The sequence below is a fragment of the Hydrococcus rivularis NIES-593 genome (assembly GCF_001904635.1).
Classification (GTDB): domain Bacteria; phylum Cyanobacteriota; class Cyanobacteriia; order Cyanobacteriales; family Microcystaceae; genus Hydrococcus; species Hydrococcus rivularis.
This window is the reverse complement of sequence record NZ_MRCB01000013.1, coordinates 80,388-96,007: the sequence shown is the minus strand read 5'-3', so window position 1 is coordinate 96,007 and position 15,620 is coordinate 80,388. Positions and strand designations below refer to the sequence as shown.

The 15,620-nt window shown below is 42.3% G+C and carries 14 protein-coding genes and 1 pseudogene; 7 read left to right on the top strand and 8 right to left on the bottom strand.

Annotated elements, in window-relative coordinates; all coding sequences use genetic code 11:
- Positions 1–183: 183 nt before the first annotated feature.
- Together NIES593_RS12475 and yidD are read right to left on the bottom strand one after the other, a co-directional pair.
- Positions 184–1,104 (bottom strand): NAD(+) kinase, encoded by a 921-nt coding sequence (locus NIES593_RS12475; RefSeq protein ID WP_073599891.1) that lies wholly within the window; start codon positions 1,102–1,104, stop codon positions 184–186.
- 50 nt (positions 1,105–1,154) lie between these two features.
- Positions 1,155–1,403, bottom strand: coding sequence for a membrane protein insertion efficiency factor YidD (yidD, locus tag NIES593_RS12470; RefSeq protein ID WP_073599890.1), 249 nt, complete (start codon positions 1,401–1,403; stop codon positions 1,155–1,157).
- A 406-nt stretch (positions 1,404–1,809) separates the two neighbouring features.
- Here yidD and NIES593_RS12465 point away from each other — a divergent pair, with 406 nt between their 5' ends.
- The 3 genes from NIES593_RS12465 (at position 1,810) to lnt (ending at position 4,997) form a co-directional block, all read left to right on the top strand.
- A complete protein-coding gene (locus NIES593_RS12465; RefSeq protein ID WP_073599889.1) occupies positions 1,810–2,742 on the top strand; it encodes a decaprenyl-phosphate phosphoribosyltransferase in 933 nt (310 codons plus the stop codon).
- A gap of 3 nt (positions 2,743–2,745) precedes the next feature.
- Entirely contained in the window at positions 2,746–3,315 is a 570-nt protein-coding gene (locus NIES593_RS12460) for a YqeG family HAD IIIA-type phosphatase (protein WP_073599888.1), read from the top strand.
- Positions 3,316–3,407: 92 nt separating this feature from the next.
- Positions 3,408–4,997 carry an apolipoprotein N-acyltransferase gene (lnt, locus tag NIES593_RS12455; protein WP_175561120.1) on the top strand — a complete coding sequence of 530 codons (1,590 nt, stop codon included), beginning with the start codon at positions 3,408–3,410 and terminating at the stop codon, positions 4,995–4,997.
- 528 nt (positions 4,998–5,525) lie between these two features.
- Here the strand turns inward: lnt and NIES593_RS12450 are convergent.
- The gene (locus NIES593_RS12450; protein WP_175561119.1) at positions 5,526–6,992 is read right to left on the bottom strand and encodes a DASH family cryptochrome; all 1,467 of its coding nucleotides are present in this window, start codon (positions 6,990–6,992) and stop codon (positions 5,526–5,528) included.
- A gap of 353 nt (positions 6,993–7,345) precedes the next feature.
- Between NIES593_RS12450 and sir the strand changes: the two genes are divergently transcribed.
- Positions 7,346–9,271: a sulfite reductase, ferredoxin dependent gene (sir, locus tag NIES593_RS12445; protein ID WP_073599886.1), complete on the top strand. Its 1,926-nt coding sequence runs from the start codon at positions 7,346–7,348 to the stop codon at positions 9,269–9,271.
- Positions 9,272–9,482: 211 nt separating this feature from the next.
- On the opposite strand, the gene ruvA is transcribed toward sir, so the two are convergent.
- From ruvA to NIES593_RS25785, 4 genes and pseudogenes are all read right to left on the bottom strand, one after another.
- A complete protein-coding gene (ruvA, locus tag NIES593_RS12440) occupies positions 9,483–10,121 on the bottom strand; it encodes a Holliday junction branch migration protein RuvA (RefSeq protein ID WP_073599885.1) in 639 nt (212 codons plus the stop codon).
- An 89-nt stretch (positions 10,122–10,210) separates the two neighbouring features.
- Positions 10,211–10,957 (bottom strand): sucrose-phosphate phosphatase, encoded by a 747-nt coding sequence (locus NIES593_RS12435; RefSeq protein WP_073599884.1) that lies wholly within the window; start codon positions 10,955–10,957, stop codon positions 10,211–10,213.
- 25 nt (positions 10,958–10,982) lie between these two features.
- Positions 10,983–11,501, bottom strand: coding sequence for a hypothetical protein (locus NIES593_RS12430; protein ID WP_139253692.1), 519 nt, complete (start codon positions 11,499–11,501; stop codon positions 10,983–10,985).
- Positions 11,502–11,736: 235 nt separating this feature from the next.
- Positions 11,737–11,982 (bottom strand): annotated as a pseudogene (locus NIES593_RS25785) (IS4 family transposase); the annotation flags it as partial.
- On the opposite strand from NIES593_RS25785, the gene rsmA reads away from it, so the two are divergent.
- The 3 genes from rsmA to NIES593_RS12410 are packed head-to-tail and all read left to right on the top strand — an operon-like array spanning position 11,982 to position 14,191.
- Positions 11,982–12,815 carry a 16S rRNA (adenine(1518)-N(6)/adenine(1519)-N(6))-dimethyltransferase RsmA gene (gene rsmA, locus NIES593_RS12420; RefSeq protein ID WP_073599881.1) on the top strand — a complete coding sequence of 278 codons (834 nt, stop codon included), beginning with the start codon at positions 11,982–11,984 and terminating at the stop codon, positions 12,813–12,815. The pseudogene NIES593_RS25785 and the gene rsmA sit on opposite strands and share 1 nt — an antisense overlap.
- Before the next feature lie 37 nt (positions 12,816–12,852).
- Positions 12,853–13,806: a 4-(cytidine 5'-diphospho)-2-C-methyl-D-erythritol kinase gene (ispE, locus tag NIES593_RS12415; protein WP_073599880.1), complete on the top strand. Its 954-nt coding sequence runs from the start codon at positions 12,853–12,855 to the stop codon at positions 13,804–13,806.
- A gap of 40 nt (positions 13,807–13,846) precedes the next feature.
- The gene (locus NIES593_RS12410) at positions 13,847–14,191 is read left to right on the top strand and encodes a DUF3082 domain-containing protein (protein WP_073599879.1); all 345 of its coding nucleotides are present in this window, start codon (positions 13,847–13,849) and stop codon (positions 14,189–14,191) included.
- Positions 14,192–14,257: 66 nt separating this feature from the next.
- Here the strand turns inward: NIES593_RS12410 and NIES593_RS12405 are convergent, their stop codons facing one another.
- Positions 14,258–15,547 (bottom strand): glucose-1-phosphate adenylyltransferase, encoded by a 1,290-nt coding sequence (locus NIES593_RS12405; protein ID WP_073599878.1) that lies wholly within the window; start codon positions 15,545–15,547, stop codon positions 14,258–14,260.
- Positions 15,548–15,620: the final 73 nt, after the last annotated feature.

Genomic DNA, 15,620 nt, shown 5'->3' with positions numbered 1-15,620 from the left:
GCGCCTTTATATTAAATCCGTTTGTATCGGAATTATACGTAGTGCAAGCCGGAATAAAAAGCGCTTTTCGGGACTATATGCGAGCGGGACGCTCGCACTACTATTATGTATATACTATGTATATACAATTTCAACATTAACCAAATTAATATTATCCCAAGATCTCATCAAGTGCGATCGCTGCTAATTGCGATGATTGTTGCTATAGCGGATTCTTGCGCCTGCCCATTGCAACTTTTCCCGTAGGGTTTGATAGAAAGAATAACTTTCTCGTAGGATAATAAACTTAGCAAATCGTTTTGCCATGCTGACGTTAACCCACTGTCCCGGCCAAATTGAGGTTGCTAGCGTTCCATCAGTCCAGAGTTTGGTGTTGAGTTCGTAATCTCCCAGGGGCCAAATACTAACGACAGAACCAGCTGGGATAACGATGGGACGGCTAGAAAGGCTAAGCGGACAGATGGGAGTAACTGCGATCGCACTCATACCGGGATGGATAATGGGACCGTTAGCAGAAGCCGTATAACAAGTAGAACCCGTAGGGGTTGAGACCAATAACCCGTCTCCTTGATATTGATCGACGATTTCTCCATCGACTTCCATCTCTAAAATTGAGGTAGGCATGCGATCGATACTGGCGGGTTTGACGCACATTTCGTTGAGGCAAAAAAAGCGATCGCTTACGGGTTGAGGATCGATCCGACTTCCTTCAAACAGACGCGCCTCCAACATCATTCGTTCCTGCACGGCATAGCGATCCGATTCTAGGCGTTCCCAAATTTGCTCGGTGTTTTGAAATTCTTCAAAAGGTTCTGTCAGAAATCCCAGATGTCCTCCCACGTTGACTGCCAAAATCGGGATACCTTCTTGGGCGAGATGTCGTGCTGCCGTCAGTACCGTCCCATCTCCTCCTAATATAAGTGCTAGATCGATTTTAGAAGTGGCAGAGGCGAGAAAAACTGGATAGGGATTGTCCTTAAATCCGCTAGGTCCCATCAAAACTTTACAGTGACGGGCTTCTAGCTGTCGAGCGCATTTTTCTGCCCAAGCTTGGCTTTGGGGATCTCCGGCTTTATGGGCAATAATGACCTGTTTAAGCTCCACGATCGCTGTTCTCAACTGCTCTCTAGTTTAGCGAGAAATCTCATCCTCTCTCAAGGGCAGCGACATGATTTTGATTTCTTGAACGGTAGGGGTGGAACGGGATCGTAACCGCCGGGATGCAGGGGATGACAGCGCAGAATGCGTTTAATCGCTAGCCAACTCCCTCGCAATGCTCCAAATCTTTCCACGGCTTCTAGGGCATATTGAGAGCAAGTGGGATGAAAGCGACAAGTCGGAGGAAAGAGAGGGGAAATAAAGAGTCTGTAACCTTTAATCAGCCATATGACCGGGATTTTCATAGATAATTATCATAAAAACAACTCTCTATATATATGCTATTGGATTTTCAATGGCGATCGCTTTAATTGCGTCCAGTTCGATGAAAAGCGTTGATATTGGAATCGATGGTCAAATAATTTCAGTAAGGGATCTGGGGTTTTTGGTAGAGTCCTAAGTGCGACCAAGTCAATATCTCGCAAAATTTCTCACAAGACTCAAAATTTGATTAGTTTAATTGAGAAGCGATCACTAAGTCTATCCCTGCTTCTCCATCGTTAAGAAGATTGATGGATAAGACTTGTATCGATTACTCAATCGGGGAAAGAATCCCGCACCTTCTATGTGTCGGGAGCTGTCAAATTTGCCCTTGCCATCAAAATCGAATTTTGAGACGATACAAGCGTAAGCGCTGACAGGTTAAACTCCTTGAACATTCCTCATCTAGTCGCCTTAAGACCGCGGCAGTGGAGCAAAAATCTAATTGTTTTCGCTGCCCCTCTGTTTGCTTTTAGTATTAACGGGCAAACATTTTTGGGGAGTTTACTGGCATTTGTCTTATTTTGCTGTACTTCTAGCAGTTTTTACTTAATTAACGACATCGCCGATGTCGAATCGGATCGCCGCCATCCAGTTAAGTGTAAGCGCCCGATTGCATCCGGGTTAGTCAGCATTCCCGTCGCTATTGGTATGGCAGCAGTTCTGTTGGTAGGGGCTTTAACAATTGGCTGGTGGCGATCGCACTATTTAGGTCTTACCCTTCTCAGTTACGCTCTGCTACAAGTCGCCTACAATCTGCGACTCAAGCGCACTGTCATTCTGGATATCATTGCGATCGCGACAGGATTTGTCCTGAGAGCTTATGCCGGAGCAGCTGCAACCAATATCGTCCTATCTCCTTGGTTTTTGCTCTGTACGGCGATGTTAGCGCTCTTTTTAGGAATCGAAAAGCGAAAAGCCGAGTTGCGACTGGTCAAAATGCTAGCGCCTCAAGGCGGTAAAATGCGATCGGTTCTCAGACGCTACTCTCTTCCACTCTTAAACCGCATGGAGAGCGTGGTTACCACGGGAGCGGTGATTTCCTACGCGCTTTGGAGTGCGGGTCCTCAGCTTAAGGGTGCTTCGACTCCTTGGATGTTATTGACCTTACCCTTTGTAATCTACGGAATTTTTCGCTATCAACTGATTAGCGATCCGGAAGAAATTGCTCGCAGAAACGATACCGGATTGGAAAAAGGAGGACGAAGCGAACGACCGGAAGAAGTCTTATTAACTGACAAGCCGATTTTCTTTACTGTTATTATTTGGGTTATTGCTGTGTTCGTTATTTTGCTGCTCAAACAACAGGGAATAATCGAGTAACGGATGTTAAAAATACTTTCTTTATTTACTGTCGCCCTTCAGTCTCTCGGTCGTCGCCAAAAAACTCTCGAAAGAATTAATTTTCGCCGACGAGTTCCTACCTTAGCTGCCATCGAGATCGAAGCCCTCCAGATGGCAGGAATCGAGGGAATCATTCTCGATCTAGACAATACCGTGGTTTCGGAAGACGATCGCTATCTATCTCCCCATGCAGAAACCTGGATCGAAACAGCGAAAGCGCAAGGATTTGAGTTCTTTATCCTCTCTAATGGCAAGCGAAAACATCGAGTGCTTTATTGGTCTAAACGCCTAGATATTCCAGCGATTAATCCTGCCCACAAGCCATGGCCCTTTGCTTTTAGAAAGGCACTAAAACGAATGCAGCTTCAATCGAGTCAAGTTATAGTCATCGGCGATAGTTTGCATACTGATGTCATGGGAGCATTTTTTTCGGGTTGCTCCTGCATTCAAGTTGCTAGTCTTCCCCATCCTCCGCGTTGGTGGGAAAAACTGTTTGGAAAATGGGTACAGATCCCCTATCCTTGCGATCGCGAACTTTGGGAATTAGATTGACTTTTAGTCATTTGTCCTTCGTCATCTGTCTTTCGTCACAGGTTAGATTGGTTACATGCATTGAATTCGGACAAGTAACTTTTAATTAGAGCATGAGACAAATTATATTTGCTCTCTTTGGTGGAATATTAATGGGGCTTACCCCCGCACCTACAAACGCTTTTTATTTGGCGTGGGTTGCTTTAATACCGCTTTGGATATTAACGATTAAAAGTCAAAAAACTGAGTTAAAGTTTTTAAACCAAAAAGCATTTCTAGCTCCTTTTTTCGACTCAAAAGTTCTGATTCCCCTTGCTTGGGGATTTGGCTATCATGGCTTAGCTTTATTTTGGATTACTGGTGTCCATCCAATGACTTGGATGGGAGTTCCTTGGTTAGCTAGTTTAGCGATCGCGATTTTCTGTTGGTTATTTATTACTTTTTGGGGAGCAGCTTTAGTAGTTGCTTGGTCGTTAGGAATGACCTTTTTTGAGAAATTAAAACTCAAAAGATTTAAAGATAATTTTACTCCGATCGATGCTCTGTTGCGAGTTTTAATAGGAACAGCTATTTGGTGTGGTTTGGAATCGATTTGGAGTCAGGGTTCTTTGTGGTGGAGTTCTTTATCTTATACCCAAAGTCCTTACAATTTAGCAATTTTGCAACTCGGTCAATTTTCAGGCTCGTCAACGATTACAGCTTTAATTGTAGCGATTAATGGATCGATTGCCGAGGCATTAATTTTTACTAATAAAAAAAGTCAACGAGACAAGTTTCCTCTGCTAATTTTACCTATAACTCTCTGTTTTATCTTGCATTTATATGGCTTTTATCTTTACAATCAACCAGTTGAGAAGTCTAGCAAAACAGGGATAAAAGTTGGAATTATTCAAGGAAATATCCCGAATGAAATCAAGCTTTATGCTGAGGGGTTTCGTAAAGCCATTGAAGGTTACACTAACGGCTACAAAATTTTAGCAGATCGAGGCGTTGATGCAGTCTTAACGCCTGAAGGCGCTTTGCCTTTTTTTCCAAGCGACTTGATGCGTAGTCCTCTTATCTCGACTATTCAAGAAAAAGGCGTTGTTGCTTGGGTAGGAGCGTTTGCAGGCAAGGAACTTGGTTACGTTAATACTCTATATACCATTACTGGTAAGGGCGACATTTTTAGCCGCTATCACAAGGTAAATTTAGTACCTTTTGGAGAATATATTCCTTTTAGAGAAATTATTGGCGGCGTAATTAAGCGATTGTCGCCTCTAGACGACCAACAAATTGCAGGAAATCCAAACCAGATATTTGATACTCCCTTTGGACGAGCAATTGTAGGAATCTGCTACGATTCAGCTTATGGAGAACATTTTCGCCGCCAAGCGTCACGAGGAGGGGAGTTTATCATTACTGCTTCTAATAATGCTCATTATAGCAAAGCGATGCCCGCTCAACACCATGCTTTAGATGTTATGCGAGCAATTGAAACTGACAGATGGGCAGCGAGAGCTACGAATACGGGTTATTCTGCTGTTGTCGATCCTCGCGGCAAAACTTTATGGATTTCTAGAATTAATACTTATGAACTTCATGTCGATACAATTTATCGGCGACAAACCCAAACTTTGTACGTAAAATGGGGAGATTGGTTGACGGTAGTTTTATTAGTTTTGGGAATTAGTAGTTGGTCGTTGAGATTTCTTTATTTTTAAACTTATGGTAGTCAGTCTAGAAGTAGACAGAGAATAAATTCTCTGTCTAAAATGCTAAACCCCGTTTAAACTAAGATCTTGCACCATTCTCAACAACTGTTGTTGTAATGAATTTCTCGTGCAAGCGAAAAGTCTTATAAAAAAGACCCGATAGGAATTTCAGTCGATTTTAATCGAGTTGAGCTTTGAGCCTAGAACTGAAGTTCTAGGCGTTGATGCAAAAGGTGCAAGATCTCGGTTTAAACCGAGATCTTGCATCATTCTCAATACTCTGTCAGCAATGTTCTATCGTTGCCTTATACTTTAAGCCGTCTAAAGACGAATAGAGAAGTGTTTCAGTCCATTTTAATGGACTTAATATGTAAGCCTGGAAATTGATTTCCAGGCATCTGTTGTAAAGAGTGCAAGATCTCAGCTGGCTTGGCTTATACTAATTTTAAACAAAAATAACATGACACATTCAATTTTTAGGAGCATACTCATGCTTCTACAAAACTGGATTTGTATCTGATGAATTGAAAAATGATATTACCTGCGATATACAGCAGCTTGATAAATTTGTTCATTGTTTTTAACTGACTGGAAAAAATCGACTACTGGACGCGGATAATCTACTCCCAGCCTGACTCCAAAATGCTTTTGTTCTTCCTGGGATAATTTCCAAGGTTCGTGAATTTTCTCGCCTGGAAGAGAAGCTAATTCTGACAACCAATGTCTCAGATAATCTCCTTTAGGATCGTAATCTTTAGACTGTTTGGGAATATTAAAATATCGAAACCCACGGGCATCATTTCCTACGCCAGCCGTATAATTCCAATTTCCATAATTACTGCATACATCATAGTCAATTAATAAAGACTCAAACCATTCTGCACCCATCTGCCAATTAATTCCTAAATTTTTTGTCAAGAAACTAGCAACATTTTGTCTGCCTCGGTTCGACATAAATCCCGTTGCTGCTAATTCTCGCATGTTAGCATCAACTAGGGGATAACCTGTCTTTCCTTTCTGCCACAGTTGAAATCTTTTCCAGTCTTCTTTCCAAGGGATATCTATTCCTTGCAAGCCAGATTCATGAAAGATTTTATTGCCATGCTTGGCACAAATAAATCTAAAAAAATCTCGCCACAGCAATTCAAAAACTAACCAATAAGTGGAATCATTTTTAATTCTTTCTGACTCATATTTTTGCACTTGTTCGTAAATCAGGCGAGGAGATAAACAGCCTAAAGCTAGCCAAGGAGAAAACTTCGATGAATAATCTGAACCTAGCATGCCATTACGAGTTTCTTTATAAACTCTGAGACGATCTTTTTCCCAAAAATAATTATGTAGCCGTGCCAATCCTTTTGTTTCTCCTCCTTGAAACCTCAGAACAGATCGTTCGTCAGATATAGGTTCCTCAATTCCTAAGTCCAATAGCTGGGGAATTTCTCCTGGATCTACTTCTGGTAGTGGAGGTAATTTTTGCGGAGATGGTAAGGTTGGATCGATTGTAGATTTTTTTTCGAGTTGTTTGCGAAAGTTAGTAAAAAGTTCGGGTATTTGGTGTATTTTAAAAGGTAGATTATCGGGATGATAAAGCGTAGCGCCCCAGAAGCTATTGACTTTTACTCCTATTTGAGATAAAGCTTTTTTGAGCGATTTTTCGACGGCTAATTCTTCGAATGTAACTTCCTCGTGATAGTAAACGGCATCGATATTTAGTTCTTGAGCGAGATCGGGTATAATTTTTTCTGGGAATCCTAGACGTACAATTAAATTACTGCCGAGTTTTTGTAGAGAATTTCGCAAATCGGCAACGCTCTCTCGCAAAAATTGTGCGCGAAATTTCCCTGTTTTTGGAAAGCCAAAATGGGTTTGTCTAAATTGTCTTTTGTCAAAGCAATACACTGGTATTATTTGAGCTTTTTCTTTTAGTGCTTGATAGATTAGTTTGTTATCGTGTATGCGCAGATCGTTTCTATACCAGATTAAAATTCGTTGGCTAGTCATGTTTATAGTTAAGAGATAGATTGTTTCTATTTACAGAACTTAATATATAGTCTAGCTTGTTTGAAATTGGTTTATCTTGCTTGGCTCGATGGCTAATAACTCTCTAAATTTTTGGATTTTGACCGATTTAAATTTCATCGCCGCGATATAGAAAATAGTCTTCTTTATACGCAAGAATCGCGTGCCCGATCAATCATCGATTAGTACTGGGATTATTTCCGTCTCCGTCGTAGATATAAAAGATAGATTTATGTCACAATTTTTAAAGACTTGATGGCGATCGCTAACGGTTAAGATAGAAGCAGTGGCTAAAATCTCGATCCGCTAATAGCTATAATTCAGTATTTATTCCAATGGTTAATACTCCAGTTTCGTCAACGCAAAAACTTTCTAAGGTAGAAGGAATTAAAGAGCGCAGTAATTTTTTACGCGAACCTTTGGCGACTCAACTGCTAGAAGATACGACTCACTTTGGCGAAGATGCCGTTCAAATTCTCAAGTTTCATGGCTCCTATCAACAAGATAATCGCGATAACCGGGTTAAAGGGCAGGAAAAAGACTATCAATTCATGCTGCGCACCAGAAGTCCGGGAGGCTTTATTCCAGCACGGCTATATCTTACCCTAGATCGCCTCGCGGACGAATACGGCAACCATACGCTACGAGTTACGACTCGTCAGGGATTTCAGCTTCACGGCATTCTCAAGAAAAATCTTAAGGCAGCCCTATCCGCGATCGTGCGCAATATGGGATCGACTTTAGGCGCTTGTGGCGACCTCAATCGCAACGTTATGGCACCGCCCGCCCCCTACAAAAACCGCCCAGAATATCAGTATGCTTGGGAATATGCTAATAATGTCGCCGATTTATTAGCTCCCCAGACGGGCGCTTATTACGAAATTTGGCTTGATGGAGAAAAGGTCATCAGTGCCGAAGAAGCCCCAGAAGTCAAGGCAGCAAGAGGGCGTAATGTCAACGGTACGATTTTCCCCGATAAGGAAGAACCGATTTATGGCGATCGCTATATGCCCCGTAAGTTCAAATGTTGCGTTACAGTACCTGGGGATAATTCAGTCGATCTCTACACCAATGACGTTTGTTTGGTTGTTATTACGAATAGAAAAGGAGAACTCGAAGGCTTTAATGTCCTAGCAGGCGGAGGGTTAGGTCGCACTCACAATAAAGAAGAGACATTTCCTCGCATGGCAGATCCCATCGGATACGTAGACAAGGAAGATGTCTACGACTTGATGAAAGCAATTGTTGCCACGCAGAGGGATTATGGCGATCGCGCCAATCGTCGTCATGCCAGAATGAAATATCTCCTGCACGATTGGGGCGTAGAGAAATTCCGCGCCAAGGTAGAGGAATATTTTGGGAAAAAATTAGCTCCCTTCAAACCTCTACCAAACTGGAAATATCAAGATTACCTAGGCTGGCACGAACAGGGAGATGGCAAGCTATTTCTGGGGATTTCCGTCGAAAATGGTCGCATTAAAGATGAAGGTAGCTTCCAATTAAAAACCGCCCTGCGCAAAATTGTCGAGCAATTTAACCTGCCGATTCGTCTAACTCCCAACCATAACGTCATTCTCTACGAAATCGAACCATCGCAGAAATCGGCGATTGAAGACACTCTACACCAGCACGGCATTATCACCGATCCCAAAGAAATCGATCCTTTGGTACGCTATTCTATGGCTTGTCCCGCGCTGCCTACCTGCGGACTCGCGATCGCGGAATCAGAACGGGCGCTTCCTGGGGCAATCGATCGCATTCGCGCATTGCTCGATAAACTGGGACTAGCTAAGGAACACTTTGTCATCCGCATGACGGGATGTCCCAATGGCTGCGCTAGACCTTACATGGCAGAATTAGGGTTTGTCGGTATAGCCCCCGATGTCTATCAAGTGTGGCTGGGCGGAACGCCCGATCAAACTAGATTGGCGCAAGCTTATGAAGATAAATTGCATATTTCTAATTTGGAAGGCTTTTTTGAGCCAATTTTTGTTTACTTCAAACAAAATAAGCGATCGAAAGAAAGTTTTGGCGAGTTTTGTCATCGCGTCGGTTTTGAGGCATTGCGGGAATTTTCTGCCTCCTACGAATTAGGGAGTTATGCAAAGTTAAGTAAGTCTCGCAGAATTCGCAAAAATCAGAATCGAGTCAGCGTCCGCGACGAATTGTTTGCCCGTCTTAAAGAAGCTTCGATCAAGCAAGAAAAACCGATGAATCAAATCGTCGCCGAGGCACTGGAAGCGTATTTAGGCGATCGTTAACCAGGAGGGGCATGGACTGGTTGACTAACAAATCTTTGTTCCCTCATCCCTAAATCCCTTCTCCCACAAGAGGCAAAGGGACTCAGGCAAAAGTTTAGGGACTCAGGCAAAAGTTTTAAGTTGAAAGCCCCTCTCCCGGAACAGGAGGGGGGTTAGGGTGAGGGCGATCTGAGTTTTGTCACTCAACCAGGGAGCATGATAATACCATGCCCTACTTATCGGTACTCAAAATAGCGATCGCGCTTCTAATCCATTCTTCTACATGAGGATTTTTCAACATTTGATTGTCTTTACTCAAAGCAGATAATGCTTGGTTAATTTCCTCGTTGGTATAGCCCAAAGCTAATAAGGTCATCTCGACATCTTCGAGAATTTCAGCACGAGGAATGGCAGATGCACTAGAGACGGTTGCGCCGACTACTTGTCGCCATTGGGCTAATTTGGTTTTGAGTTCTAGGGCAATTCGTTCGGCAGTTTTTGCGCCTACGCCAGGAGTTTTGGCTAAAGTTTTGGTATTTCCCGTAACAATTGCTTGAACTAATTCTTCTAATCCTAGAGTATCGATTAGCGCGATCGCGAGTTGCGTACCAATGCCACTGACGCTAATTAATTGCCGAAATAAATCTCGTTCTGCTGCTGAAGAAAAACCATAAAGAATCTGTCGATCTTCCTGGATTTGTAGGTGCGTAAAAATTTGAATGAGTTCTGAATTATCGGCAGATAATTTGCGGGCGAGGCGAGAAGGGATTTGGATTTCGTAACCAATTTGATTGACTTCTAGAATGAGAATGATGCGATTGTTGGTGTTTTTGAGAATTTCAATTGTCTTGCCTTTGAGGTAGTTAATCATGTTTTATCTCACCCAGAGGAGGCACTCTATATGCGCCACCTGCGGGCGCATATAGAGTGCCGTCGCGCAGAGACGCAGAGGAAGAAGGATTAGAGAAAGTTAAAGTATTGTAGACCTTCTAGAATGCCGTTGGCATAGTAAGCTTGGGCAAAATATCGATAATCGGTTTGGTTTTCTTGATACCATTGCCGCAATTCTGGTTTGGCATTACCGACGATAATGCCTCGTTCTTCTCCTCGAAATAGGGCGATATCGTTGCCAGAATCGCCACAGACGACGGTTTGTTGCGCATCAATTTCTAGTTTTTGTCGCAGAAATTGTACGGCAAGTCCTTTGTCTCCTCTACTGGGTAAAATATCGAGATCCTGACTGGCACTGTAGATTAATTTGGTTTGTAAACCATGCTGCGACAAGGTTGATTCTAATCTGGGGAGTACTTCAGCAGCAGCTTGTTCGGTAATATAGTAACTGACTTTGAAGGCATTTTGTTCCGATCGCGGTTGAGGTACTAAGTCGCTAAAATGACTCGCGATCGCGCAAATTTCGTCTCGATCCCATCCTTGAGATAATATTTCTGCCCACTCCCAGTCAAATTTTCTCTCATTGGGGTTCAAGTAAATTTCAGTCCCGACAGAGGTAATTAATGCATCTGGAGGCAAGAGGGATTTCTCTTTGGCAATTTGTTGATAAAGATAAAGCGATCGCCCAGTCGCATACACGATTTTTGTACTATATTCCTGGCGATGTTGGCTGAGTTTTTGATTGAGGGTTTGCAGGGCAATGTCGTCGCCTACTAAGGTATTGTCTAAGTCAGTGATGAATAAAAATGAAGCCATTTTATTTGAGATTTTGGATTAAATATTAATGATTTTCTAATACAATTCCCGTTTTTGGATCGATTGTATTGGCGATAACAGCTTTGCCTGTAATTGTAGTGCGATCGGGGATCTCTGATTCGGCTGTATGACGATTATCCACATAGATATTTCCATCAAAGCGAATTCGCCAATAATTTGGAGGCAGACTACCTCCCTCGGTCAAAATAATTAAATCGTTCCATCCATTTGTTTTTTCATCTGAGATAATAATTGGATTGGTTGTCGTTGGAATTTTGGCAATTAAAGAATAAGTTACTCCACGAGATTCTAAAACATATAAGGTACAGCCTCCACTACCACAGATTGACGAACCAACTGCATAAACAATTACCTCTGAGCGACGATCTCTGTTGAGATCGACTAAATTATAATAATAACGAATTCTTTCAGAAGGGTTGCCAATCGCCTGTCTAATTGCTGCTTGAATTGTCGGATGGGGAGGTTCGGTCGCCGAAGAAATGTATTCAATGTTTTCTAAATTAATTTCTCTAACAGATGGCAATTTTTTCTGGGGTAATCTAATCCTAATATGATATCTAATGAATTTAGAATTTTTCTCTAAAAACTGAGACTTGAAAGTTTTTTTAAGGGCGTACGGTTCGTTTATGATTGGTTCGGTAGCTAAAACCAAGCAGGGGAATAATATCCCGGTTATTAAGATCCACCAAGTAGCACGCTCGATCGCTTTTATCATTACTCTTAATTCTAAGAAGGCAATTAGATTTAAAAGATTTTCACTAAGTACAGGACAAAAATTGCAAAGAGTAGAGAAAGTCGTCGGATTTCAAATCCAAATCAGTGAAAATAGAGCGAAGATAATCAAAGCCATAACGAAAAACGCTAGCTTGCTGTCGTCCATGTTTCTTAACCTTGAGAAGACGATGAGACGATAACCAATCTCCGGTTTTAATAGCCCAACATAAAGCCAAACTCATCAAAGCTAACAGTTTACTTAAACGCTGTGAGTCAGTAAAATGATGGGATGTCCTCTAACATAGAACTAACTGCTCGACCTCGAAAACGATTTGCCCAGCACTGGTTGCGTAGCGAAACGGCACTCAAGAATATTATAGAAGCCGCACGATTAAAAAAAAACGATCGCATTCTAGAAATTGGTCCTGGAACGGGAATTCTCACTCGCCGCCTCCTACCGAAAGTCCAATCGGTTGTGGCTGTAGAGATAGACAGAGATCTATGCAAAAAGTTAGTAAAAAGTTTGGGTAAAGTAGAAAACTTTTTACTTTTACAAGGAGATATTCTATCTCTAGACATAGAGTCTTCTCTTGTTGATTTTCCTAGGTTTCAAAACCCGAATAAAGTTGTCGCTAATATCCCCTATAATATCACGGGACCAATTCTAGAAAAACTTTTAGGAACCATTGCAAATCCTACTACAAAAAATTATGAACTAATCGTTTTATTACTACAAAAAGAAGTTGCAGAAAGATTGACAGCTAAACCGGGTACAAAAGCTTATGGTGCCCTATCCGTACAAGTTCAATATTTAGCCAACTGCGAACTGATTTGTGACGTTCCCGCTAGAGATTTTTATCCGCCCCCTAAAGTCGATTCTACCGTGATTCGATTGCAACCTAAAGTCAATGAGAATCCAGCTAAAAATCCTCAATATTTACAAACTTTAGTTAGGGTGGGCTTTGCCAATAAAAGAAAAATGCTGCGGAATAATTTGAAATCGATGATTGAAAGCGATCGCTTGAATCGAGTTTTTACACAATTAAATATTAATCCTCAAAGTCGCGCCGAAGAGTTAAGCTTAGAGGAATGGATAAATCTCAGTAATTGTTTATCCAATTGATAAAGTTATTCCGTTAATCCTGTCAATCATCGTACCAATGCATTCGTATACCTTAATTGCCCCAGCCAAAATTAACTTGCATCTAGAAATTCTTGGAGATCGCCCCGATGGATATCACGAACTGGTGATGATTCTCCAAAGCATTGACTTAGTGGATAAAATCGAACTACGTCCTAACGGAACCGAACAAATCCGTCTCCATTGCAATAATCCGCAAGTTCCTTTAGATGCCAGCAATCTTGCCTATCGCGCGGTGGAGGTAATGCGAGGGGAATTTCCGAAAATTGCAGCCAATTATGGTGGAGTAGATATTTTTATCGACAAAAAAATTCCCGTAGCGGCAGGTTTAGCAGGTGGTTCTACCAATGGGGCTGCAGTTTTGGTAGGAATCAATCTCATGTGGGAACTCGGACTTACCGTACCCGAATTGCAAACTCTAGGGGCAAAATTGGGATCGGACGTACCTTTTTGCATATCTGGAGGAACTGCGATCGCAACAGGAAGAGGAGAACAATTAGATCCAATCGTCGATTTAGATAATCTCTGGGTGGTCTTGGCAAAATACCGCAGTTTGTCTATATCGACCGCATGGGCATATAAAACCTATAAGCAGAAATTTGGCAGTTCCTATATCTCGGACTCTGAAGGCGTGAAATCTCGCACCGCCCAGGTGCATTCGGGTTCGCTAGTCAGTGCGATCGCCCATAAAGATGGCGCTAGTATAGGGAAACTACTATACAACGATCTAGAAAAAGTTGTTTTACCTGCATTTCCTCAAGTAGCACAATTGCGCGAAGCTTTCCAAGAGGTAGGATGTCTGGGAACGATGATGTCGGGTTCGGGACCAACTGTATTTGCGCTGTGCGAGTCGAGCGATCGGGCAGAGATTGTTAGAGTAAAGGTCAGAGAAACTATTCCCGATCCAGATTTAGAATTTTGGGTCGCGCAGTTGTCAAGTGCAGGAATTGAGGTAACTTCTTTTAGTAAGTAAATCAAAAACTCACGCTCCAGGCGCAAAGGCGCAGAGAATTATGACTCATTCGACTCCAGAACAAAAAAACGATTTATCAGTTGAAGCTAACGAGCAAAAAGTGACTCCTTTACGGTGTTTGTTGGGTTCAGGTCTTTCTGGATCGTTGGCAATCGCGATGTATTTTCTTACTTATTCTATCGCTCATACTTTTGCGACTAAACCGATTACTTCTACGAGTCAACTTGTAATTAGAATTTCGGCGGCTGTTCGAACTTTGGTAGTGGGAGTTGCTTCTTTGGGAACGTTTATTTTTGGTTTTGTTGCTTTGGGTTTGATTCTTTTGGCTATTCAGTTAACGATACAAAGTTTCAAAGAAAAATTGTCATCTTCTTCAGATCATTAATAGGGGCAGGATTTTTCATAATTTAAAAAAGCGGGACAAAGAAAAAATTTCCTTGTCCCTGACTTGCTAAATTACGGTTCCATCAGGAATCGTCGCATTTTTCAGCACGACTACAATTCCGTTACGGATGTAAAAACCTTCCTTTTCGCGCTCGGCTTCTTCTACTCTGTCTTTATTGACAATTTGAACCTTGTGACCGATGCGGGCATTTTTATCCACGATCGCGCGGCGAATTGTCGTTCCAGCGCCGATCCCCACAGATACCTTACCATTTTCGAGGTTAGATTGCCTCTCGGCAAACGGTTCGTAGAAATCACACCCCATCAGTAAGCTATCTTCGATAACGCAGTCTTTCTCTACGCGGGTGCGAATGCCCAGAACAGAATGATGAATCCGGCATTCCTTAAGAATGCAACCTTCACTAATCATCGATTCGGTGATGGTACAATCGAGCATCTTAGACGGGGGTAAATAACGGGCGCGAGTGTAAATAGGAGCCTTTTCATCATAGAAGCTAAAAGTCGGTTGAGGTTGCTGAGTCAGTGCTAAATTTGCCTCATAAAACGCTTCGATGGTTCCTATGTCTTCCCAATAGCCCTTAAATAGGTAAGCCTGAATGTTATAGTCTTTGGCTGACGCTGGAATGATTTCCTTTCCGAAATCTGTATAATCTGGGTTAGCTTCTAGGAGCTTTTCTAGAACGTCTTTCTTGAAAACGTAAATGCCCATTGAGGCAATATAAGGATTTTCCTTTGCCTGTTGCGAAGACAATCCCAGAACGGTAGTATCTACCCGCATCTGTTTGAGTGCTTCGCCTTTGGGTTTTTCACAAAAATCAATCACCCTGCCGCTATCGTCAATTTTCATCAAACCAAAGCTAGATGCTGTTTTTTCCCCGATTGGGACGACGGAGAGAGTAATATCGGCATTCGTCTCCCGATGCCGTTGGATAAACAGGCTATAATCCATGCGATAGAGATGATCGCCCGACAAGATCAGGTACTCGTCTACATCCCACTCTTTCATGAGCCAGATATACTGACGCACTGCGTCGGCAGTTCCCTGAAACCAGCGAGGATTTTCCGCCGTTTGTTGAGCCGCTAAAACTTCCACAAATCCTTCACTGAAACCGGAGAAAGAATAAGTACGGCTCAGGTGACGATTGAGAGAAGCCGAATTGAATTGAGTTAAAACGTAGATTTTGACAATTTCGGAATTGATACAGTTACTAACGGGGATGTCGATCAGGCGATATTTGCCTGCCAGTGGGACTGCTGGTTTTGCCCGTAGTTTAGTCAGCGGATAAAGGCGAGTCCCCGCGCCACCTCCGAGAATAATTGCTAAAACTCTTTTCACAAAACAACCTCGCGACTGCCTATCATACCTTTCAACTAAAGTTTATGTCTGTCTGGGCAATATTAGTACCCAA